Genomic DNA, 20,535 nt, shown 5'->3' on the forward strand with positions numbered 1-20,535 from the left:
GATGGACCCTGAAACAAGTTCAGGGTGACGGATTATGCAAGGTGGGTGGCTGTCCAATCCGCTTTCGCCGACCAAGTCTCGACCGAACCGCGAACGGTGCAGCCCTTTGCGCCCGCTTCGATGCGTCCGACCGTGAACACGCTCTCGCCCGCCGCTTCGAGCTTGGCGGTGACTTCGGCGACATTCGCTTCGCTGACGGCCAGCACCATGCCCACCCCGCAGTTGAAGGTGCGCGCCATTTCTTCCGGCTCGATGTTCCCCTGCGCCTGGAGGAAAGCCATCAGCCGTGGCTGGGGCCAGAGGTCGGCATCGACCACCGCGTGCGCGCCATCGGGCAGGATGCGCGGGATGTTCTCCAGCAGCCCGCCGCCGGTGATGTGGGCGAGGGCATTGATCAGCCCCGCACGGATCAGCGGCAGGAGGCTCGCCACATAGATCCGCGTCGGCGCGATCAGGGCGTCAATCAGCAGTTGCTCCTGATCGAACAGGGCGGGGCGGTTCAGCTTCCAGCCCTTGTCCGCAGCCAAGCGGCGCACCAGCGAATAGCCGTTGGAATGCACCCCGCTCGAAGCCAGCCCCAGCAGGACATCGCCCGCTGCGACCCTCTCGCCCGCCAGCTGCTCGCCGCGCTCGACCGCGCCGACGCAAAAGCCGGCAAGGTCATAGTCGCCCTCAGCATACATCCCCGGCATCTCCGCCGTCTCGCCGCCGATCAGTGCGCAGCCCGCGAGTTTGCACCCGTCCGCGATCCCCGCGATCACCCTCTCGGCGACGCCGTTCTCCAGCTTGCCAGTGGCGAAATAGTCGAGGAAGAACAGCGGCTCGGCGCCCTGCACGATCAGGTCATTGACGCACATCGCGACCAGATCGATCCCGACGCTGTCGTGCCGGTCATGCTCGATGGCGAGCTTCAGCTTGGTGCCCACGCCATCATTGGCGGCGACCAGCAAGGGATCGGTGTAGCCCGCCGCCTTGGGGTCGAAAAAGCCGCCGAACCCTCCCAACTCGCTGGTCGCACCGGGGCGCGCCGTGGCCTTCGCCAAGGGGGCGATGGCCTTCACCAGCGCATTGCCCGCAGCGATCGAAACGCCCGCGTCGGCATAGGTGTAGCCGGTGCCTTGCGGCGGGCTGCTCTCGTTTGTCCCCGAAGTCATGCGCAGTCCCATAGCCTTTCGCGCTTGGAATTCCACTCGCCATTGGGCAAAGGAGACGCGATTTTCCCCATGAGCGCGTCTCTTTCCCTTCAGAGCCCCGGTGCTGCCTCCGTTCGTCCCCTGCGGCGCTGGCTTGGCGGTGCGGCTTTGGCGCTTGCGCTGCTGGGCGGCGGCTATGCCTTGGTGGCGCAGGTCGCGGGCGAGCGCGGCATCGCGCCCACCGCCGCCAGCGCCGACATCGAGGTCAAGGGCATCACCGTCGATGTGAAGGGCAAGAGCGCCGAGGATGCCCGCGCCAATGGCTGGCGCGAGGCGCAGCGCAAGGCGTGGGAGAAGCTGAAAGGCCCCAAGCTGTCTGACAGCCAGCTCGATGGACTGGTCTCGGCCATCGTGATCGAGCAGGAGCGGTTGGGCCCCCGGCGTTACATCGCCACCCTGGGCGTCGTGTTCGATCGCCAGCGCGCGGGCTCCTATCTCGGCGGCGCGGCGCAGCAGGTGCGATCGGCTCCGCTGTTGCTGATCCCGGTGCAGGATTCGGGCGGGGCCTATATCACCTTCGAACAGCGGAACCCGTGGCAGCGCGCCTGGGCCGAGTTCAATCCGGGCACAAGCCGGATCGATTATGTCCGCCTGTCCGGGGCGGGGGGCGATTCGCTGTTGGTCAATTTCGGGCAGGCGGGCAGGCGCAGCCGCGCGTGGTGGCGCTCGACGCTGGATCAATATGGCGCGACCGATGTGCTGATGGCCTTTGCCCGGCTCGATCATCAATTCCCCGGCGGGCCGGTAAGCGGCACCTTCACCGCGCGCTACGGCCCCGACAGCCGCCCGCTCGAGACCTTCACGCTCAAGGCCGACAGCGCCGAGGCGCTCCCGGCGATGCTGGCGCAGGCGGTCGAGCGGATGGATGGCATTTTCACCGCCGCGCTGAACGCCGGGACTTTGCGTCCTGACCCGAGCCTGCGGTTCGGCGCCGGGGGGGAGATTGATCCCGCGATCCAGCGGCTGATCGAGATCGGGCGCGCCGCTCAGGCGCGCAAGGCTGCCGAAGCGGCCGCGGCCGCCGGCGCCGTGCCGCGGATCGAAGCCGAGCCTGTCGCCGGGGTCGAGCCGGGCGAAGCTGCGGTGCGGAGCATCACGGTGCAGTTTGCGACTCCCGATGCCGCCGCGTTTGATTCGGCGCTTGGCGCAGTGCGCGGGACCGGCGGCGTGCGCGGCGTGGGCGTCACCAGCACCGCGATCGGCGGCACTTCGGTGATGGCGGTGAGCTATGCCGGTTCGCTTGAAGACCTCGCCGCCGCTCTGGAAGCGCGCGGGTTCAGCGTGCGGCGCGGGGCGGGCGCGCTCGCGATCAGCCGCTAAGGCCGCCGCGATGGGCGAGCCGTCCCAGATTGCCCTGCCGCTGGCAGCGCGTGCGCCTGCGGGGGCACTGCGGATCGTTGTCGGTTCGGCCAATGCAGCGGTGATCGAGGCGTTGCAGACGCCCGAGCATTGGCCCTTTCACGTCGCCGTGCTGATCGGCCCACCGCGCTCTGGGAAGACGGTGCTGGGCCGCTGGGTGCAGAGCCTCCACGGCGCAGGCCAGCTCGATGTAATCGATGATGCCGAAACCCTCGACGAGACAGCCCTGTTCCACCGCTGGAACGCCGTTCAGCAGGGCGGTTCGCGTGAGGGCAGTGCGCTGCTCCTGATCGCCAATGCCGATCCTGATCACGGCGGCTGGCGCATCGCATTGCCTGATCTCGCCTCCCGCATCGGCGGATCCTTGCAGCTCGAAATCCGCGCGCCTGATGACGAGATGGCGGGAGAGCTGATCCTCGCCCATGCCCAGCAACGCGGGCTTATTCTGGCGGACGGGGCGAGCGACTATCTGGTGCCGCGCACCACCCGCAGCTTTGCCGCGATCGAGGCGCTGGTGGCGGCAATCGACCGGATCTCTCTTGAACGCCAGACGCCGGCCACCATGTCTGTGTGGCGCGCCGCGCTCGAGGCCCTGCATGGCCCCGAACAGCAGCGCCTGTTCTAGGCCCTGCGAGTTGCATCGCGCAGGCTTTGGTGGGAATGTGACGGGGCAATGTTTGAACAGCTGATCAGCTATCTCGACTCGGTGCGGGCGCGCGATCCTGCGCCGCGTTCGCGCTGGGAAATCCTGCTTTACCCCGGCGTGCTCGCGCTCGGGCTGCACCGCGTGGCGCATTGGCTGTTCGAGGCGCGGCTCTATTTCCTCGCGCGGTTTGTGAACCATTTTTCCCGCGCCGTGACCGCGATCGACATCCATCCGGGTGCCACCATCGGCAAGAATTTCTTCATCGACCACGGCTTCACCGTGATCGGTGAGACGGCGGAGATCGGCGATAATGTCACGATCTACCAATGCGTCACGCTGGGCGGCTCCAACCCGACCAACGGCAAGGGCGGCAAGCGTCACCCGACCTTGATGGACAATGTCATCATCGGTTCGGGCGCGCAGATCATCGGGCCGATCGTGGTGGGAGAACGGGCGCGGGTCGGCGCCAATGCGGTCGTGACCGAGGATGTGCCCGCTGGCGCGACCATGATCGGCCTCAAGGCCCGCTCGACGCTGGTGCCCGCCGAAGAATGGCTGCGCGAATTCATCCCCTATGGCACGCCCTGCGATGATCCCCCCTGCGATGAACAGGGCAGCCCGCGCCGTGACTGCATCGAAAAGCTTGAGGGCGAGATTGTCTCGATGCGCGAGGAAATGGCGCTGATGAAGGCAATGCTGGCCGAACGCGCTGAACCGCCTGCGCCGGTGCGCATCCGCAAGAGCGCGGCCAAGGATTAGCCGGTTGACCTCAGGCATGCAGAGCCCGGGCGGCCATGGTCAGGTGGTTCCCTTTCCCGGACGGAGCGCAGATCAGGTCGGGTTCGAACGGGCCGAACTCACACGGATTCTCGATCTCTACGGGCGGATGGTCGCGGCCGGGCAATGGCGCGATTATGCGATGGATTTCGATGCCCATGCGGCGACCTTCGCCGCCTTCCGTCGTACGGCCGAACGGCCTCAAGCGCGGCTGGAGAAGCGCCCGGCCCTGCGTTCCAAGCAGGGGATGTGGACGCTTTTCGGCGAACACGGACAAGTGTTGAAGCGCGGGCACGACCTCGCCAACGTCCTCGCCCCGATGGAGCGTCGGCTGCTGAAGGCGGTGGACGACTAGTCTCGCGGTGTCGTGCGCGCCAGCTGCATCAGCGGCGGCTTTCGGGCTTCCAGCATTGCTATCTCGGGGCGGAAACAGGGTGACGGGCACGTTGGTTTTGGGGCCGAGGCTGATCGGAGCGGAAAGCGGCTAAGGGGCGGTTCCCTGATGACGCCCAAACAGGACCAACCCATCCATCGGTCGCCGTCAAAAGACAAAATGACATAGGCGACTACGGATACAGGCATTAAAAAGGCATTAGCGAAGAATTGCCAATATCCTGAGATGGTTAGTTTGAACACAGCCAAATTAGCCGCAAGTGAGGCCTGTCATCGAACCTACGGCAGAGCCGATGTGACGCTGCGCGGATATCTTGATTCACCGCTTGGCCGCACGCCGTGTTCGATACGCGATCTGTCCCTTGGCGGAGCTCGGGTAGAGACGGATCAAAAACTTGCTCCTGATCAGTCGATTTGGCTTTCCCTCAGGAAGTTGAGGATCTTTGGCACCGTCAAATGGGTTCGCGGCAATCTCGTCGGTATTCAGTTCGAGGAGAAGCTGCCGAAATCAATTGTGCTGAACCTTCGCGGGGAAGCCGTGGACTCCGAGACACTGGCTGAAATGGAAGCGATGCTTGCCGCTCAGAGTTGGGTCATCGGCGCGCCCGTTGATCGTCCCAGGAGCTTGCGCTTGGTCGACGTGCTTGGCGCACGCGGAAAACAGCCCGACAAGCCGGTGACCAGCGGTGCGCAGGCGGCCGGTGATTTCCTGCCGGAAAAATCGACAATTGACCAAAGCGGCAAACGGCGCGCCGCCGCTGTCATCGCCATGTCTGCGGTTCTCGGTTTGCTCATTGGCTTAGGAAGCATTCTTATCTTCTGATCTTGCGCCTTTCCCCGCCGAAAAGTCATCCGGGGCATTGTTCAGCAGTCGCTGGCCTTCAGCGCGGCCAAAATGGCCACCCGCACGATCCTGAGAGATTATCAGGCCAAGTATCTACGAGCGACACCCGACCAGACCCATCGGGCACGGAAGATCGGGCACAGGACATCCAAACGGAAATGTCACAGCAAAGGCCCGCCCCCTTGCGGGGACGGGCCTTGGTGTGGTGCGTGGCGCCGGTCGATCAGCCGCGCGCCGAGCTCGGCCCCGTCCCCGTAACCTTCTGCATGGCGCGCAGGATGTTGCCCGATTGCTCGCTGCCCGATTGCGGGGCGATGAGGTTGGTGAAGGAATTGATCTCTTCCCAGCGTGCGGCGAAGCCTTCGAGCGTGCGCTCTTCTTCCGGCAGCCACACGGCGTCGTTCATCACCGTCCACGAGGAGTGGTAGCCGCCCGCACCCGCGCCGACGATGGCGTTGGTCGGAGCATCGTCACTGACGAGGAACAGCGCGGCCGGGACCACGTTCTCGGGCGCGAACAACTTGAAAGCTTCTTCAGGGAAGAGGTCTTCGGTCATGCGGGTGCCCGCGACCGGCGAGAGGGTGTTGCAGCGCACATTGTACTTCGCGCCTTCGAGCGCCAGCGTCTTGGTGAGGCCTGCGAGGCCGAGCTTCGCCGCGCCGTAGTTCGCCTGACCGAAATTGCCGAACAGGCCGGTCGAGGACGCGGTCATCAGGATGCGGCCATAGCCCTGTTCGCGCATGGTTTCCCACGCCGCCTTTGTGGCGAAGGCCGAGCCGGTGAGGTGCACCTTGACGACGAATTCGAAGTCGGCCGGCTCCATCTTGGCGAAGGTCTTGTCGCGCAGCACGCCCGCGTTGTTGATCAGCACATGGACGCCGCCCCACTTCTGCTTGGCGTCAGCGACCATCTTTTCCATCTGCTCGAATTCGGTGACCGAACCGCCATTGGCGATCGCCTCGCCGCCCATCGCTTCGATCTCGGCGACGACCTGCGCGGCGGCGTCCGAGGTGCCAGTGCCATCGCGCGAACCGCCGAGGTCGTTCACGACAACCTTCGCGCCGCGACGCGCGAGCTCGAGTGCATAGGCCTTGCCGAGCCCGCCGCCTGCACCGGTGACGATGGCGACCTTGTCCTTGAAGCTGATGGTCATGTGGGTTCTCCTGTCCAAACATGCGGCGCGGTTTACGCCTGCGTAAAGCAATATGCGGGCGCTGCGTGGCACTTTCGCGCCCGGCTTGCAACATCCGAACTGACAGGGTGCGATGCCGTAAGGTCAGGCCGCCGTGTTGAAGGCTCCGAGGGCGGGAATCAGGCCTGCAAACGAATCGATCACTGCGTCCGCGCCAAGCTCATGCGGGGGCTTGTCGCAATAGCCGTAGGCCGCCGCGAGCACCGGCACGCCCGCCGATTTGGCGGCGCGCACGTCATAGGTGGAATCGCCGATGAAGACGAAGCGGCCGCCGCCCAAGGCATCGCGCGCAGCGAGGACGGGGGCGGGGTGGGGCTTGGCGAGGAACTGGCCATCCGGGCCTTTGCCCATGGAATCGCCGCCGATCACCGTTTCGAAGGCGCCAATCAGATCGAGCTGGGTCAGCACGGTGCGCGCGAAAGCTTCGAACTTGTTGGTGACGACCGCCATCCGCACTCCCGCTGCGGCGAGCTCGGCCAGCGCCTCGCGGACACCGGGGTAAGGGACGGTGTGGACGGCGTTGTTCTGTTCGTAGAACCCCAGCATCGCTTTGTAGAGGCGCTTGAACTCCGCCGCGTCCACGCCGCCCTGCGCCTCGATCGCGCGGGCGAGCATGATCTTGGCGCCGCCGCCGATCAGGTCTTTCGAGGTCTCCACCGACACCTCGGAAAAGCCGCCCAGCCGCAGCGAATGGTTCACAGCCGCGCCCAGATCGCGGAAGGTATCGAGCAGGGTGCCGTCAAGGTCGAAGCCGACGGCGTCAAAGGGGATGGTGTTCATGGGGGACGGGTGGCGGATGGTTCTTCAAACCGCAAGCATTTGCTGGCAGGCGCGGGTGCGATTACAGGGGGCTTCATGACTGACACTTCGACGCCGTTTGCCGCCATCATCCTTGCTGCGGGCAAGGGCACCCGCATGAAGAGCGACACGCACAAGGTGCTGCACAAAATCGCAGGCCGCGCGATGCTCGATCACCTGATGGCGAGCGTCGCCGAACTGGGGCCGGAGCGCACCGCCGTGGTCGTAGGCGCAGGGCGTGAGCAGATCGAGACGGCGGTGGGAGCGCGCGCTGTGACCTGCCTGCAAGAGCCGCAGCTCGGCACCGGCCATGCGGTGCAGCAGGCCGAAGGCGCGCTGGAAGGTTTTGCGGGCGATGTGCTGGTGCTCTACGGCGACGTTCCCTTCGTCAAGGCGAGCACGATGCGCGCCATGCTCGAACGGCTGCACGGTGAGGACAATCCCGCTGCCGTGGTGCTCGGCTTTGAGCCGGAGGACCCGCTCGCCTATGGCCGAGTGATCGCGGATGATGCGGGGACCATCCTCAAGATGGTCGAATACAAGGATGCAGACGAAAGCGAGCGCGCTTGCCACTTGTGCAATTCGGGCCTGATCGCGGCGCGCGCCGCCGATCTCTTCGCCCTGCTCGCGCGGGTCGGCAATGACAATGCACAGGGGGAATACTACCTCCCTGACATCGTCAATATCGCCATCGCGGACGGGCGCACCTGCGCGGTCATTACCGCGGACAGCGCGGACGAAGTGGCCGGGATCAATTCCCGCGCCGAACTCGCCGCCGCCGAAGCGCGCTGGCAGGCCGCGCGCCGACTTCAAGCGATGGACGACGGTGCGACCCTGATCGCGCCCGAAACGGTCTTCTTCGCCCACGACACCGTGCTGGGCAGCGATGTCACGATCGAGCCCAATGTCTTCTTCGGCCCCGGCGTCCGCGTTGCCGACAAGGTGCTGATCCGTGCCAACAGCCACATCGAGGGCGCAACTCTCGCCAGCGGGGTCAAGGTTGGCCCCTTCGCGCGTCTGCGTCCCGGCACAGTGCTGGAAGAGGACAGCTTCATCGGCAACTTCGTCGAGGTGAAGAACGCGGTGATGCACAAGGGCGCCAAGGCGAGCCACCTGACCTATCTCGGCGATGCCACCATCGGCGCGGGCGCAAATATCGGGGCGGGCACGATCACCTGCAATTATGACGGCTATTTCAAGTACAAGACCGTGATCGGGCCGGGGGCCTTCATCGGTTCCAACTCGTCCCTCATCGCGCCCGTGTCCATCGGCGCGGATGCGATTGTCGCGGCCGGATCGGCGGTCAGCCGCGATGTCGCGCCGGGTGAACTCAGGATGGTGCGCGCCGAGCAGCTGGTGAAGGACGGCTGGGCCGACCGCTTCCACGATGCAATGAAGAAGAAAAAGGCAGCGGAGAAAAAGGGGTGAGCGATACGCCCACTTGCTGGCTGTGCAGCCGCCCGCTCGGCGATATCGTCCAATGGCATCACCCGGTGCCCAAGGCGAAGAAGGGCAAGGTGAAGGTGCCGATCCACCCGATCTGCCACAAGACGATCCACGCCAACTTCACCAACAACGAACTTGCCCGGATCGGCGACAACGCCAGTGTGATCCGCGACAATCCCGCTATTGCGAAGTTCGTCGCCTGGATCGCCAACAAGCCCGCCGATTTTGACGCGCCGACGCGGTAGGGGTGGAACTTTCGGCTGGCTTGCCCGCTTGGGGTGCAGGTCATGAGGAGAAACGCCATGAACGCCGGACGCTGGATCGCTGCCGGGATCGGTCTTGCCGCTGTGGGAGCTGCCGCGGTGTATGCGCAATACCGCCAGACCGAAGAACCCGATTTTGTGCTGGTCAGCGCAGACGAAGATTTCGAGCTGCGCGATTATCCCTCGCTGGTCGTCGCCGAAGTGAGCCACACCGGCAGCCGTGAACGCGCCAGTGGTGCGAGCTTCCGGCGCCTCGCGGCCTATATCTTTGCGCAGGATCGCCCCGCAGGCGGTGAGAAAATCGCCATGACCGCGCCGGTGCTTCAGGACGAAACCCAGCCGGGGGAATGGCGGATGCGGTTTGTGATGCCGTCGAAATATACGCTTGCAACCCTGCCGCCTGCGCCGAGCGATATTACGCTCACCCAAATGCCTGCACGGCGGATGGCGGCGATCCGGTTCTCGGGCAATGGGGGAGCCCGCGATCTCGCGCTGATGGAGGCTCGTCTGCGGGACTGGATGATGGGGCAGGGCCTGATGCCTGCTGGCGAGGCCGAATTTGCCTTCTACGACGCGCCAATGGTGCCGGGGCCGCTGCGCCGCAACGAGGTGCTGATCCCCGTCGCGGCGAAGTGACCGGCGGCGCAGGAGGGCGTCACGCGTCCTGCATCCGGCCCGTACCAGCGGGCGCATCGGCGAGATAATCGGCTTCCCATTGCTCGAACTCACTGCGGCTCAGCAGATAGCGTTCGCGCGCTTCGTGGAAGCTGATCGCCTTTTCGTGCACGGCGCGGACAACTTCGTCCTTGCGCGCCTTTGACCAGTGGACGCGGTGCGTCTTGGGCAGGGCGTTGTAGCTCTTGATCGCATCGGCGATCGAAATCTCTCTGGGGTAGGCCATCAATCTGCTCCTCATCATGTGTGCTCATCGCCCCCGATGGCCTGAGTGTTGACGGGAAGACCTAACCAGACCTTTCCAAACAGGGTTAATTTTGCGTTGAGGAAGCGTCCCGTGCCGTGTGTGCGACGAACCGAGGTGAAAGTGTCGGCATGGTTTACAGGCAGTTGCGTTGCCTTGCGGGCCTAACGCAAAAGGGGCGGCTCCTTGCCGGAACCGCCCCTTCGCAAATCACCTGTCAGCGCGTGCCTAGCCGCCGGCCACGGGCGCCATGAGCCGCTGCATCAGGTAGATGAATTGCAGCGCCTGAAGCTTGGCGCGCTGGTCGTTGTCGACCCCGCCGGAGTGGCCCCCGGTGGTGTCCTCGAAATAGTAATAGGGCTGGCCGAGCGCCTTCAGTTTGGCCGCACCCTTGCGCGCGTGGGCGGGGTGGGTGCGGTCATCGGCGGTCGAAGCCCAGAGAAACGGCGCGGGGTAATCAACGCCTGCGACGATCTTCTGATATGGGGAATAGCCCTCGATCCAGGCGCGCTGTTCGGGGATGCGCGGATCGCCATATTCGCCGATCCACGAAGCCCCGCGCCCGATCACATGGTAGCGCAGCATGTCGAACAGCGGGATCTGCACGATCGCCGCGTTCAGCAGGTCGGGGCGCTGAGTGAAGAAGGTGCCGACCAGCAGCCCGCCCTGCGAGCCGCCCTGGATCCCGAGGTGCTCAGGGCTGGTGAAGCCGCGCTTCACCAGATCCTCACCCACCGCGATGAAATCGTCCCAGGTGCGCTGCTTGTTCTCGCGGATCGCGGTCTGGTGCCACTGGGGTCCGAACTCGCCCCCGCCGCGCAGGTTGGCGAGCACATAGGCGCCGCCCTTTTCGACCCACAGCTTGCCGGTCGAGCCGAGGTATCCCGGCAGGCGCGCCACCTGGAAGCCACCATAGCCGGTCAGCAGTGTGGCGGTGGAGCCGTCCAGTTTCATCCCCTTGGGCTTGACGATGAAATAGGGGATCTTGGTCCCGTCCTTGCTGGTCGCCTCGTGCTGTTCGACGTCCATCCCGGCCGGATCGAAATAGGCCGGGCTGGTCTTGAGCACGGCGGGCGGCGTGCTGCCATCGCTGTAGTAGAGCGTGGTCGGATTGAGGAAATCGCTGACCGTATACATGATCTGGTCGGTCTCGTCCGACGATGCCGCGATGCCGAGCGTCGCGTTATCGGGCAGGGGTACTTCCTTGCTGACCCACTGCCCATCCTCGAAGTTGAACTGAAGCACCTTGCCAACGACATTGTCGAGCAGCGTCACGAACAGCGCATTGCCGGTGATGGCGCCGCCCTGCTTGGTCTGGCGCTCACCCGGTGCCCAGACAAGGGTCTTCTTCGCGCCGTTGGGATTGGCTTTCCATTCCTCAAGGTCGACCGCGATCAGGCTGTCGGCGGGGAAGGTCTGGCCGTCGGTCGTCCAGTCGACATCGGTCGAGAGCAGGATGTGGCCGTCGACGATCCCGAACAGCCCGGCTTTCTTCGGAATATCGAGTTCGAGCCAGGTTCCGTTGTGCTCGACATAGTTGATGCTCTCATGGAAGCTGATGCCGCGATAGGCGGTGCGGGCATGGATCGTGCCCTTGTTGTCGCGCAGCAGGGACGCGCCGGCCCATACATCGGTAGGCTCACCGCGAAAGATTTCGGCTGCATCGGCAATCGCCGTCCCGCGCTTCCAGATGCGGCTGGTGAAGGGGTATTCACTTTCCGTCAGCGTGCCTTCGCCAAAGCCGCGACCGACCAGCAGCGTGTCGGCGTCAATCCACTGCACCCCGCCCTGACTCTTGGTGTCGAGCACAAAGCCGCCTGCAACGAACTGCTTCGTTGCCGTGTCGAATTCGCGCATGATGGTGGCATCCTCACCGCCGTCGCTCAGTGCGACCATGCACTTGGTCAGCGCGGGGGGCAGGCAGGTCATGCCCTGATAGACCCACTCTTTGCCCTCCGCCTTGGCAAGCGCATCCACATCAAGGACGATTTCCCACTCCGGCTTGGCGGTGCGGTAGCTTTCCAGCGTCGTGCGGCGCAACAGACCCTTGGGGTTGGCCTTGTCCTGCCAGAAATTGTAGAGCCCATCGGGGCGGAAGCTGACGAAGGGGATGCGGTCTTCGCTGTCGAAGATCGCCAGCGCCTCGGCCTTCAACTGGGCATAGCGCGGATCGGCCTCGAAGGCGGCCAGCGTGCGGGCGTTCTCCTTGGCGACCCAGTCCAGCGCCTCGGGGCTGCGGGCTTCCTCCAGCCAGATATAGGGATCCTGCTCGGGGCCGGGGACGCCGTCCTGCGCGACGGCTATGGTCGATGTGCTCATCGCCAGCGCAATGGCCAGCCTCGATACAAGTTTCAAGTGCGACTCTCCCATTCACGGTTGCAGCGGCTGCGCCGTTTCGGCGGCAGGGCAGCGCGAAGGTGGCCGGAGGTGGCACGGATTGCAAGGCCGTGCTTGGGGGAAATTACGGGCGCAAGATGAAGGCGCGAATGTCACGCGTGGCCAGTGTCTCGTGCGCGATTTCGCGGTAGTCACGCGCGATTGCAGCGGCGACCATGCGCTGGGCCGCGCGGTTCTGCGGTGTGACGGGGCGGTCGGCGGTGACGATCACCGGCGGGCGCGTGGCGAGGATGCGCGCGACCTCACCCACCTGCGAGGTGCCGAGCGCGTTCTGTTCGAGCGCATTGTTGAGGTGATCGGGATAGATGAAGCGGGTCGGCAGGCAGCTGCCCGTCATCCGGTAAAGCGCAGTCGGCCCGTCGAACACGAACAGACAGCGCCCAGCGGCAGCGTCGATCTGCGGCGCGATGGCGCTCGCCAGCCGCTCGGTCGCGGTGCGGTTGTCGTGCGTGAGACCATACTGGAACGGCACCAGCGCGAGGTAGAGTGCGGCCGGGATCAGCACCGGCAGGTTCAGCCGCGCCCCCGGCTTGGGCGGGAACAAGGGCAGGCTCAGGAGAATACAGGCCGGCACCAGCGCGGCGAGGTAATAGCGGTAGACGGTGGAAGGCAGGAACACCGTGGCAAGCGCGGCCACCAGCCACAGCAGCACGAAGACATAGGTCTGCGGCAGAGGCGCAGGTCCAGCGCGGCGCGCGGCGTTGAGGCCGAACAGCGCCAGCCCGCCAAGCGGCAGCAGGAACAGGATGATGTCCCGGTGCAGCCGCCCGGCATTTGCAGGCAGGCGGTCGAAGAAGGACACGAAATTGGCGAAAACGAAGGCGTCCCAATGCCCCGCCAGCGCATAGCCCGCCGCCACTAGCGCCGTCGGCAGCACGCCCAGCACGCCTGAGGCGGTGGCCAGCAGCGCCAGCCGCGCAGGCCCCGCTCCGCGCCGATGCTGACCCCACAGCGCCCACAGCCCGAAGAACAGGCATTGCGGCAGCACGGTGTATTTCACTTGCAGCGCCAGCCCGCCGATCAGCATCGCGCACAGGATCCGCAGCACCGCGAGAGGGTGGTCGGGATCGCGCACCAGCACCGCCATGGCCAGCATCATCGGGATGAAGAACGCCTCGGAGTTGCCCGAGAAGGCACCATAGATCGCGGTCAGCACCACATAGAGGAGCCCGGCGGCGGTCGCCGTCCCGCGGTCGGTCAGATCGCGCGCCAGCACGAAGGTCAGCCATGCGCCAGCCACGGTGAAGGCGGCGGCGAGGCCCTGATAGGCTTCCGGCCCCGGTCCGCCGATGGCATGGGCGAGGGCATAGAGCGCGAACAGGCCGAAGGGCTTGCGATCCCACAGGTCGACAAACACAATCTTGCCATCCAGCATGGCATTGCCGATCAGCGAATAGAGCTGCTCGTCGGTATCGGCGTTGGCATCGCCAAACCACGCTCCGCGCACCACCAGCGTGAACAGCAGCAATACCGCGGCCACCCACAGATCGGCTCTGATCGCGGTAGGTGCGGCACGGCTGACAGGCGTAGCGAACATGGCGCCAGCCTTGCCACGGACATGGTTAATTTTCCGGCTACGCGCGTGGGGGGAGGCCAAAGCAAAAGGGCGACCCCGCGGGGCCGCCCTCATGCGTTGCGATGATGGCGAGGCTCAGCCTTCGACGTGTTCGGCCAGGACCGTAAGGCCCTTTTCGTTCACCTCGGCAAAGCCGCCGCGCACCTGAATGATCTCGGGCGCCGCGCCGTCCTTGGCGAAGATCTGCACCGCGCCGTCGCGGATCGTGCTCATGAAGGGCGCATGGCCTTCGAGCACGCCGAATTCGCCCTCGGTGCCGGGGACGACCACCATGTGGACTTCCTCGGACCGAACGAGCTTGGCGGGGGTGACGAGTTCGAAGTGGAGGGGCATTGTGGACCTGCCTTAAATAACCGTTCGCTCTGAGCCTGTCTAAGGGCTGCACTTTTCTTCCGGTGCAGCACCTCTTCAAGCAAAACAGTGCTTCGACAAGCTCAGCACGAACGGGTGTTTGTTCTTAGACCTCTTCGGCCATCTTCTTGGCCTTGGCGACCACATCTTCGATCCCGCCGACCATGTAGAAGGCCTGCTCAGGCAGGTGGTCATATTCGCCGTCAACCACCGCCTTGAAGCTCTTCACGGTGTCTTCGATCTGCACGAACACGCCCGGGATACCGGTGAAGACTTCCGCAACGTGGAACGGCTGCGACAGGAACTTCTGGATCTTGCGCGCGCGGGCAACGATGGTCTTGTCCTCTTCCGAGAGCTCGTCCATCCCGAGAATGGCGATGATGTCCTGCAGGCTCTTGTACTTCTGCAAGGTTTCCTGAACGCGGCGGGCGGTTTCGTAGTGCTCGGCACCGACAACGCGCGGTTCGAGCACGCGGCTGGTCGAATCGAGCGGGTCAACCGCCGGGTAGATGCCGAGTTCCGAAATCGCGCGGTTCAGCGTCGTGGTCGCGTCAAGGTGCGCGAACGAGGCGGCCGGCGCCGGGTCGGTCAAGTCGTCCGCGGGGACGTAGATCGCCTGCACCGAGGTGATCGAGCCCTTGGTGGTCGAGGTGATGCGCTCCTGCAGCTTGCCCATGTCGGTCGCGAGGGTCGGCTGGTAGCCCACCGCCGAGGGGATGCGGCCGAGCAGCGCCGACACTTCCGAACCGGCTTGCGTGAAGCGGAAGATGTTGTCGACGAAGAACAGCACGTCCTGGCCTTCGACGTCGCGGAAATATTCCGCCATGGTCAGGCCCGACAGGGCGACGCGCGCGCGGGCGCCCGGGGGCTCGTTCATCTGGCCGAAGACGAGCGCCACCTTGGAGCCTTCCGAGGTCGCATTGCCTTCGGCGTCCTTGGCGATAACGCCGGCGTCGAGGAATTCGTGGTAGAGGTCGTTGCCCTCGCGGGTGCGCTCACCCACGCCCGCGAACACCGACACGCCGCCGTGGCCCTTGGCGATGTTGTTGATGAGTTCCTGAATGAGCACGGTCTTGCCGACGCCCGCGCCGCCGAACAGGCCGATCTTGCCGCCCTTGGCGTAGGGGGCGAGGAGGTCGATCACCTTGATGCCGGTGACGAGGATCGAGGCTTCGGTTGACTGGTCGATGAAGGCCGGGGCCTCGGCGTGGATCGGGGCGGTGCTTTCGGCGCCGATCGGGCCGCGCTCGTCGATCGCCTCGCCGACGACGTTCATGATGCGGCCGAGAACCTTCGGGCCGACAGGGACGCTGATCTGCGCACCGGTGTTGATGACTTCGCTACCGCGCACGAGGCCTTCGGTCGCGTCCATCGCGATGGTGCGCACGGTGTTCTCGCCAAGGTGCTGGGCGACTTCGAGCACCAGCGTCTTGTCGCCGTTCTTGGTTTCGAGCGCGGTGAGGATCGCGGGCAGTTCACCGGGGAACTGCACGTCGACGACAGCGCCGATGACCTGGCTGATCGTGCCGTTGGTGGTCTGGTTGAGAGCGGGGGCGGTGGCCATGATTGTTTCCTTGGCTTTCGATTAGAGCGCTTCTGCGCCCGCGATGATTTCGATGAGTTCGGTGGTGATCGCGGCCTGTCGGCTGCGGTTATACTGGATGGTCAGCTTCTGGATCAGCTCGCCCGCGTTGCGCGTGGCGTTGTCCATCGCGGTCATCGAGGCGCCCTGTTCCGAGGCTTCGCGCTCGAGCAGCGCGCCGAACAGCTGCGTGCGCACGTAACGCGGCAGCAGTTCTTCGAGGATTTCCTCCTCGCTCGGCTCATATTCGACCACCGAGTCCAGCACGACGGCATTGGTCGGCGCCGGGACGGGGATCAATTGGTTGATGGTCGGATCCTGCGCCAAGGCCGACTTGAAGGTCGGGTAGACGAGGTGTGCGACATCGAACCGGCCGGATTCGAACAGCGCGATCAGCTCATTGGCGATGGCTTCGGCTTCGTCGAAACCGGGGGTCTTGACCGTGCTGGTGTCAAAGCCGCCGCCGATCAGGGTCGGGAATTCGCGCTTCAGCGGCGCGCGGCCCTTCTTGCCGACGAGGTAGAATTCCACCGTCTTGCCAGCGGCCTGCAATTCCTTCGCCTTGGCCTTGGCGGCCTTGACGATGTTGGAGTTCAGACCGCCGCACAGGCCCTTGTCGGTGTTGACCACCACGAGAAGGTGACGCTGATCCGATCCGGTGCCGCCAAGCAGCTTGGGAGCGCTATCGCCCGCAACCTTGCCCGCCAGCGATGCCATCACGGCTGCAAGGCGCGTGGCATAGGGCCGCCCCGCCTCGGCCGCAGCCTGGGCACGGCGCAGCTTAGCCGCCGCGACCATCTGCTTGGCCTTGGTGATCTTCTGGGTCGACTTGACCGAGTTGATCCGGCCCTTGAGTTCCTTGAGCGATGGCACTGGGGCGTGTCCTTAAGCGAACTGCTTGGCGAAAGCTTCGAGCGCGGCCTTGGTCTTGTCCGCGACTTCGCCTTCGAACTTCTTCGAGGTGCGGATTTCGGTCAGGACCGAGGCGTGCTCGCGACGCATGTAATCGAGCATCTGGCTCTCGTATTCGTTCACGCGGTTCACCGGGATCGCGTCGAGGAAGCCGTTGGTGCCGGCATAGATCGACACGGTCTGCTCTTCGAACGGCATCGGCGAGAACTGCTTCTGCTTCAAGAGCTCGGTCAGGCGCGCACCGCGGTTCAGCAGCTTCTGCGTCGCGGCGTCGAGGTCCGAGCCGAACTGCGCGAAGGCCGCCATTTCGCGGTACTGCGCAAGGTCGAGCTTCATCGAGCCCGAAACCTTCTTCATCGCCTTGGTCTGGGCAGCACCGCCCACACGCGACACGGACAGGCCGACGTTAATCGCCGGACGGATCCCTTGGTAGAACAGGCCGGTTTCGAGGAAGATCTGGCCGTCGGTGATCGAGATCACGTTCGTCGGAATATAGGCGGACACGTCGCCCGCCTGGGTCTCGATGATCGGCAGCGCGGTCAGCGAGCCGTGGCCGTTTTCCTCGTTCATCTTCGCCGCACGCTCGAGCAGGCGGCTGTGGAGATAGAACACGTCGCCGGGGTAAGCTTCGCGGCCCGGAGGACGACGCAGCAGCAGCGACATCTGGCGGTAGGCGACGGCCTGCTTGGACAAGTCGTCATAGACGATCACGGCGTGCATGCCATTGTCGCGGAAGAATTCGCCCATCGCGCAGCCGGTGTAGGGCGCGAGGTACTGAAGCGGGGCGGGCTCGGAAGCGGTCGCGGCGACGACGATGGAATATTCCATCGCGCCGTTTTCTTCGAGCTGCTTGACGATCTGCGCGACGGTCGAGCGCTTCTGGCCGACGGCGACATAGACGCAGTAGAGCTTCTTGCCCTCGTCGTCGCCCTGGTTGGCTTCCTTCTGGTTGATGAAGGTGTCGATGGCGACGGCGGTCTTGCCGGTCTGACGGTCGCCGATGATCAGCTCGCGCTGGCCGCGGCCCACGGGCACGAGGGCGTCAATCGCCTTGAGGCCGGTCTGGACGGGCTCCGAGACGGATTCGCGCGGGATGATGCCCGGCGCCTTCACTTCGACGCGGCTGCGCTTTTCAGCGACGATCGGGCCCTTGCCGTCGATCGGGTTGCCGAGCGCATCGACCACGCGGCCGAGCAGGCCCTTGCCGACCGGCACGTCGACGATGGTGCCGGTGCGCTTGACGACATCGCCTTCCTTGATCTCGGCGTCCGAGCCGAAGATCACGACGCCGACATTGTCGGCTTCGAGGTTGAGCGCCATGCCCTGCACCCCGTTCGAGAATTCCACCATCTCGCCGGCCTGCACCTGATCAAGGCCGTGGATACGGGCGATCCCGTCACCCACCGACAGCACGGTGCCGGTTTCGCTGACTTCAGCCTCGGTGCCGAAATTGGCGATCTGGTCCTTGATGACCTTCGAGATTTCTGCGGCGCGGATTTGCATGGGTAGTGTCCTTTAAGCCTGCATGGCTTTGGCAAGCGAGTTGAGACGGGTGCGGATCGAGGCATCAATGCGCTGCGAGCCGATGGTGACGACGAGGCCGCCGAGCAGGTCGGGATCGACCGCGGCGGTGAGCATGACAGTGCGGCCTTCGCGCGCGGTCAGCTTGGTCTTCAGACTGGCGAGCTGATCGTCCGACAGCGGGTGCGCGCTGGTGACGGTCGCGGTCACTTCGCCGCGCTGGGCTGCGGCAATCGCCTTGAAGGCGCTGACAATCGCGGGGAGCTTGCCGAGGCGACGATTGGCGGCGAGCACGCCGAGGAAGTTGGTCGTCAGCGGGCTGAGCTTCAGCTTCTTGGCCACCGCCGCCATCGCCTGGCCCTGCACGTCGCGGGCCAGTTCCGGATTGGTGGTCAGTGCGGCCAGATCGCCCGATTCGGCCAGGGCAGCGCCCAGCGTTTCGAGATCGCTCTCGACTGCGGTCACCTTGCCACCTTCGGCGGCGAGATCGAACAGGGCCGAGGCATAGCGTCCAGCCAGGCTAGCCTTGATACCGGCGGAAATATCCACGCGCGTGCAATCCTCTCGGAACCTTCAAAAGGGTAATTTGCTTGGGCCTTGGAAACGGGGCGTGCGCAAGGGCTGCCCTCAAGGTTGGCGCGCGCCTAGCAATTGATTCCCGTTCCTGCAAGCCAAGAGGGGCGGGAATTGTGCAGGTGCGAATAAAGCAGGCCGGTCGCCGGGGCTGCCGGGCGTGTCACTCCTCGCGATAGGCTGGAGCAAGTGCCGCGGCCGCTTCGTCCATGGCGCGGGCCACGTCAGGCTGGCGCAGCAGCTCGGCGCAATAGAACACGGGTGCCGTGGCCGACCCGCCGGTGTCCTCGACCTTGACCAGCGCCATCGGGGTTGCGGCCAGCGCGGCATCGAGCGCGGGGAGCAGGATGTCGAAGGCGGCGAAGATGTCGCCGCGGGATTTCTCTACCAGCACCTGGCCCCAGCGGTCGCCCTGTTCCCGAAGCACCCGGGCGTCGGTTTCGGGCAAGCCCTTGGTGCCGACCGAGCGCAGGCAGTGCGCCATGGCAAAGCCGTTGATGTGGCTTTCGAGCAGCGATTGCGCCGCGCTGTTGCGTGCGCTCTGCGGGGTGGCGCAGGCGCTCATCGACAGCAGCAGTGCCAGTATCGCACCGACCCTGCGCATCAGGCGATGTCCCGCAATCCGCCGACCGCCGTCCGCGGGCTGTCCGCCCACATCGGTCTGACATTGGGTTTGGCCATGCGCTTGTCCCCTCGCCGGGCCGTCGCCCGCCCGAGCGTGTAGGCTATCGCTGCGGCGAGGGACATTCAAGCAGGTCTGGCACGGGCACCGGCTGGATCGGAGGCCCCTTGCTCCGGTTCACTCCGCTTGCGCAGGAACGAGGAACTGGCAATCCGGCTTCTCGTCCGCGCATTCCTCTTCATAGGCGGCAAGTACGGCGCGTGTCACTTTCCCGCGCCAGCTGTTGCGGCCCACTTCATAGGCGCCTTCGAGGTAAGCGCGGTCGAAGGCGGTCAGGCCCTCCGGCGCCAGATCGGGGCCATCAGCGAACAGGCTGAGGATCGACCGGGTCGAGACGGTTTCGAAATCGGTGGTGCGACTTGGGTTTGCGAGCAGGTGCATCGCGGCGTAATCGCCGAGTTGAGCGGGCGCCGCGCCGGCGAGCTTGGTGGAATCGAACACCACCACCGACAGGATCTTCGAGTGATAGACGCTCCCCTGAAGACGGGTCGCGCGCGCCTTCTGGAGAACCGGCACGCCATTCTCGACATAATCCAGCCCGCCGAGTGCGACGACCTTGGTCCGGCTCCATGCAATCGCCGGCTTGCCAGCCGCCAGATCGTCGCGCAGGCGGCGAATGTGGATATCGCGGTCGAGCCCGCCGAGGATCGGGCGGTGACGCTGGACGAGCTTGTCGAACAGGCGTTCCGGCTCGTCGACGATAACCACCAGCGCATTGACCTGGCAATCCGGCTTGGGCGGATCGAGACCGGCGAGATCGGCGGCCGCCATGATGCGTGACGCGATGACCCGGCTGGCGTCCATATCGGGACCGGTCACCTGAAGGCACAACGGCTGAAAGAAGCGCGGCAGCGCGTCGAGCACCTTGATCCGCCGCGTCAGCGCGGTGATGCTGTTGGAGACGATCGCCTTGTCAATCTGGCGTTTGCCGCGCACTTCGATGGTGACAGGTTCAGGCTCAGGCTCGGGCAGAGCGGTTTGGGCGTGGAGCGGGGCAGCGATGACGGCCCCAGCGATCGCGATAATCGTCCAAGCACGCATTCCGGGACACCTGTAAATATTGTTGTATTTCAGGTGGATGATGCCGAAAACTAGCTGAACCGCTGCTTAA

Annotated in this window: 21 protein-coding genes; 8 read left to right on the forward strand and 13 right to left on the reverse strand. The window is 65.0% G+C overall.

Annotated features, from left to right (window positions below; all coding sequences use genetic code 11):
- Window positions 1–32 precede the first annotated feature (32 nt).
- Window positions 33–1,154 (reverse strand): phosphoribosylformylglycinamidine cyclo-ligase, encoded by a 1,122-nt coding sequence (purM, locus tag ACLBKT_RS03205; protein WP_410181529.1) that lies wholly within the window; start codon window positions 1,152–1,154, stop codon window positions 33–35.
- A gap of 69 nt (window positions 1,155–1,223) precedes the next feature.
- Here purM and ACLBKT_RS03210 point away from each other — a divergent pair, with 69 nt between their 5' ends.
- The 5 genes from ACLBKT_RS03210 to ACLBKT_RS03230 all read left to right on the forward strand — a co-directional run bounded on the left by ACLBKT_RS03210 (window position 1,224) and on the right by ACLBKT_RS03230 (window position 5,191).
- On the forward strand, window positions 1,224–2,513 hold the full coding sequence (locus tag ACLBKT_RS03210) for a heavy-metal-associated domain-containing protein (protein WP_410181530.1): 1,290 nt from the start codon (window positions 1,224–1,226) through the stop codon (window positions 2,511–2,513).
- A gap of 10 nt (window positions 2,514–2,523) precedes the next feature.
- Window positions 2,524–3,177 (forward strand): HdaA/DnaA family protein, encoded by a 654-nt coding sequence (locus ACLBKT_RS03215; protein ID WP_410181531.1) that lies wholly within the window; start codon window positions 2,524–2,526, stop codon window positions 3,175–3,177.
- Window positions 3,178–3,225: 48 nt separating this feature from the next.
- The gene (epsC, locus tag ACLBKT_RS03220; RefSeq protein ID WP_410181532.1) at window positions 3,226–3,957 is read left to right on the forward strand and encodes a serine O-acetyltransferase EpsC; all 732 of its coding nucleotides are present in this window, start codon (window positions 3,226–3,228) and stop codon (window positions 3,955–3,957) included.
- Window positions 3,958–3,973: 16 nt separating this feature from the next.
- Window positions 3,974–4,330: a DUF2794 domain-containing protein gene (locus tag ACLBKT_RS03225; protein ID WP_410183640.1), complete on the forward strand. Its 357-nt coding sequence runs from the start codon at window positions 3,974–3,976 to the stop codon at window positions 4,328–4,330.
- Between the two features lie 264 nt (window positions 4,331–4,594).
- A complete protein-coding gene (locus ACLBKT_RS03230) occupies window positions 4,595–5,191 on the forward strand; it encodes a PilZ domain-containing protein (protein ID WP_410181533.1) in 597 nt (198 codons plus the stop codon).
- Window positions 5,192–5,435: 244 nt separating this feature from the next.
- On the opposite strand, the gene ACLBKT_RS03235 is transcribed toward ACLBKT_RS03230, so the two are convergent.
- Complete coding sequence (locus tag ACLBKT_RS03235) at window positions 5,436–6,365, reverse strand: SDR family NAD(P)-dependent oxidoreductase (protein ID WP_410181534.1); 930 nt, start codon at window positions 6,363–6,365, stop codon at window positions 5,436–5,438.
- A gap of 123 nt (window positions 6,366–6,488) precedes the next feature.
- A complete protein-coding gene (locus ACLBKT_RS03240) occupies window positions 6,489–7,184 on the reverse strand; it encodes an HAD-IA family hydrolase (protein ID WP_410181535.1) in 696 nt (231 codons plus the stop codon).
- 75 nt (window positions 7,185–7,259) lie between these two features.
- Here ACLBKT_RS03240 and glmU point away from each other — a divergent pair, with 75 nt between their 5' ends.
- Genes glmU through ACLBKT_RS03255 form a run of 3 tightly spaced genes read left to right on the forward strand, consistent with a single transcriptional unit; the run spans window position 7,260 to window position 9,547 of the window.
- Window positions 7,260–8,630 carry a bifunctional UDP-N-acetylglucosamine diphosphorylase/glucosamine-1-phosphate N-acetyltransferase GlmU gene (glmU, locus tag ACLBKT_RS03245; RefSeq protein WP_410181536.1) on the forward strand — a complete coding sequence of 457 codons (1,371 nt, stop codon included), beginning with the start codon at window positions 7,260–7,262 and terminating at the stop codon, window positions 8,628–8,630.
- Window positions 8,627–8,893, forward strand: a complete 267-nt coding sequence (locus ACLBKT_RS03250) for an HNH endonuclease (RefSeq protein ID WP_410181537.1) — start codon at window positions 8,627–8,629, stop codon at window positions 8,891–8,893. The genes glmU and ACLBKT_RS03250 overlap by 4 nt, the downstream gene beginning before the upstream one ends.
- A 57-nt stretch (window positions 8,894–8,950) precedes the next feature.
- Window positions 8,951–9,547, forward strand: a complete 597-nt coding sequence (locus tag ACLBKT_RS03255) for an SOUL family heme-binding protein (RefSeq protein WP_410181538.1) — start codon at window positions 8,951–8,953, stop codon at window positions 9,545–9,547.
- Window positions 9,548–9,566: 19 nt separating this feature from the next.
- Here the strand turns inward: ACLBKT_RS03255 and ACLBKT_RS03260 are convergent, their stop codons facing one another.
- From ACLBKT_RS03260 to ACLBKT_RS03305, 10 genes are all read right to left on the reverse strand, one after another.
- The gene (locus ACLBKT_RS03260) at window positions 9,567–9,812 is read right to left on the reverse strand and encodes a DUF1153 domain-containing protein (RefSeq protein ID WP_160761416.1); all 246 of its coding nucleotides are present in this window, start codon (window positions 9,810–9,812) and stop codon (window positions 9,567–9,569) included.
- 246 nt (window positions 9,813–10,058) lie between these two features.
- Window positions 10,059–12,149 carry a prolyl oligopeptidase family serine peptidase gene (locus ACLBKT_RS03265; protein ID WP_410181539.1) on the reverse strand — a complete coding sequence of 697 codons (2,091 nt, stop codon included), beginning with the start codon at window positions 12,147–12,149 and terminating at the stop codon, window positions 10,059–10,061.
- A 142-nt stretch (window positions 12,150–12,291) separates the two neighbouring features.
- Complete coding sequence (locus ACLBKT_RS03270) at window positions 12,292–13,764, reverse strand: ArnT family glycosyltransferase (RefSeq protein WP_410181540.1); 1,473 nt, start codon at window positions 13,762–13,764, stop codon at window positions 12,292–12,294.
- Between the two features lie 114 nt (window positions 13,765–13,878).
- Window positions 13,879–14,136: an ATP synthase F1 subunit epsilon gene (locus ACLBKT_RS03275; protein WP_410181541.1), complete on the reverse strand. Its 258-nt coding sequence runs from the start codon at window positions 14,134–14,136 to the stop codon at window positions 13,879–13,881.
- Between the two features lie 124 nt (window positions 14,137–14,260).
- A complete protein-coding gene (atpD, locus tag ACLBKT_RS03280; RefSeq protein ID WP_410181542.1) occupies window positions 14,261–15,718 on the reverse strand; it encodes a F0F1 ATP synthase subunit beta in 1,458 nt (485 codons plus the stop codon).
- A gap of 21 nt (window positions 15,719–15,739) precedes the next feature.
- Window positions 15,740–16,609 (reverse strand): F0F1 ATP synthase subunit gamma, encoded by an 870-nt coding sequence (locus ACLBKT_RS03285; protein ID WP_410181543.1) that lies wholly within the window; start codon window positions 16,607–16,609, stop codon window positions 15,740–15,742.
- Window positions 16,610–16,621: 12 nt separating this feature from the next.
- Complete coding sequence (gene atpA, locus ACLBKT_RS03290) at window positions 16,622–18,151, reverse strand: F0F1 ATP synthase subunit alpha (protein ID WP_410181544.1); 1,530 nt, start codon at window positions 18,149–18,151, stop codon at window positions 16,622–16,624.
- Window positions 18,152–18,163: 12 nt separating this feature from the next.
- The gene (locus tag ACLBKT_RS03295; protein WP_410181545.1) at window positions 18,164–18,718 is read right to left on the reverse strand and encodes a F0F1 ATP synthase subunit delta; all 555 of its coding nucleotides are present in this window, start codon (window positions 18,716–18,718) and stop codon (window positions 18,164–18,166) included.
- Between the two features lie 187 nt (window positions 18,719–18,905).
- Complete coding sequence (locus ACLBKT_RS03300; protein WP_410181546.1) at window positions 18,906–19,346, reverse strand: hypothetical protein; 441 nt, start codon at window positions 19,344–19,346, stop codon at window positions 18,906–18,908.
- A gap of 195 nt (window positions 19,347–19,541) precedes the next feature.
- Window positions 19,542–20,465, reverse strand: coding sequence for a hypothetical protein (locus ACLBKT_RS03305; RefSeq protein WP_410181547.1), 924 nt, complete (start codon window positions 20,463–20,465; stop codon window positions 19,542–19,544).
- Window positions 20,466–20,535: the final 70 nt, after the last annotated feature.

The organism is Erythrobacter sp. W302b, assembly GCF_046452395.1.
Classification (GTDB): Bacteria; Pseudomonadota; Alphaproteobacteria; order Sphingomonadales; family Sphingomonadaceae; genus Erythrobacter.

Excerpts from the sequence above, each read along its gene's own strand:
- atpA (WP_410181544.1), bottom strand. The coding sequence starts at position 18,151 with ATGCAAATCCGCGCCGCAGAAATCTCGAAGGTCATCAAGGACCAGATC.
- ACLBKT_RS03215 (WP_410181531.1), top strand. The coding sequence starts at position 2,524 with ATGGGCGAGCCGTCCCAGATTGCCCTGCCGCTGGCAGCGCGTGCGCCT.
- epsC (WP_410181532.1), top strand. The coding sequence starts at position 3,226 with ATGTTTGAACAGCTGATCAGCTATCTCGACTCGGTGCGGGCGCGCGAT.
- ACLBKT_RS03275 (WP_410181541.1), bottom strand. The coding sequence starts at position 14,136 with ATGCCCCTCCACTTCGAACTCGTCACCCCCGCCAAGCTCGTTCGGTCC.
- ACLBKT_RS03240 (WP_410181535.1), bottom strand. The coding sequence starts at position 7,184 with ATGAACACCATCCCCTTTGACGCCGTCGGCTTCGACCTTGACGGCACC.
- ACLBKT_RS03260 (WP_160761416.1), bottom strand. The coding sequence starts at position 9,812 with ATGGCCTACCCCAGAGAGATTTCGATCGCCGATGCGATCAAGAGCTAC.
- ACLBKT_RS03230 (WP_410181533.1), top strand. The coding sequence starts at position 4,595 with ATGGTTAGTTTGAACACAGCCAAATTAGCCGCAAGTGAGGCCTGTCAT.
- ACLBKT_RS03300 (WP_410181546.1), bottom strand. The coding sequence starts at position 19,346 with ATGCGCAGGGTCGGTGCGATACTGGCACTGCTGCTGTCGATGAGCGCC.
- ACLBKT_RS03255 (WP_410181538.1), top strand. The coding sequence starts at position 8,951 with ATGAACGCCGGACGCTGGATCGCTGCCGGGATCGGTCTTGCCGCTGTG.
- ACLBKT_RS03270 (WP_410181540.1), bottom strand. The coding sequence starts at position 13,764 with ATGTTCGCTACGCCTGTCAGCCGTGCCGCACCTACCGCGATCAGAGCC.
- ACLBKT_RS03210 (WP_410181530.1), top strand. The coding sequence starts at position 1,224 with ATGAGCGCGTCTCTTTCCCTTCAGAGCCCCGGTGCTGCCTCCGTTCGT.
- atpD (WP_410181542.1), bottom strand. The coding sequence starts at position 15,718 with ATGGCCACCGCCCCCGCTCTCAACCAGACCACCAACGGCACGATCAGC.
- ACLBKT_RS03235 (WP_410181534.1), bottom strand. The coding sequence starts at position 6,365 with ATGACCATCAGCTTCAAGGACAAGGTCGCCATCGTCACCGGTGCAGGC.
- ACLBKT_RS03265 (WP_410181539.1), bottom strand. The coding sequence starts at position 12,149 with ATGAGCACATCGACCATAGCCGTCGCGCAGGACGGCGTCCCCGGCCCC.
- ACLBKT_RS03305 (WP_410181547.1), bottom strand. The coding sequence starts at position 20,465 with ATGCGTGCTTGGACGATTATCGCGATCGCTGGGGCCGTCATCGCTGCC.
- glmU (WP_410181536.1), top strand. The coding sequence starts at position 7,260 with ATGACTGACACTTCGACGCCGTTTGCCGCCATCATCCTTGCTGCGGGC.
- ACLBKT_RS03225 (WP_410183640.1), top strand. The coding sequence starts at position 3,974 with ATGCAGAGCCCGGGCGGCCATGGTCAGGTGGTTCCCTTTCCCGGACGG.
- purM (WP_410181529.1), bottom strand. The coding sequence starts at position 1,154 with ATGACTTCGGGGACAAACGAGAGCAGCCCGCCGCAAGGCACCGGCTAC.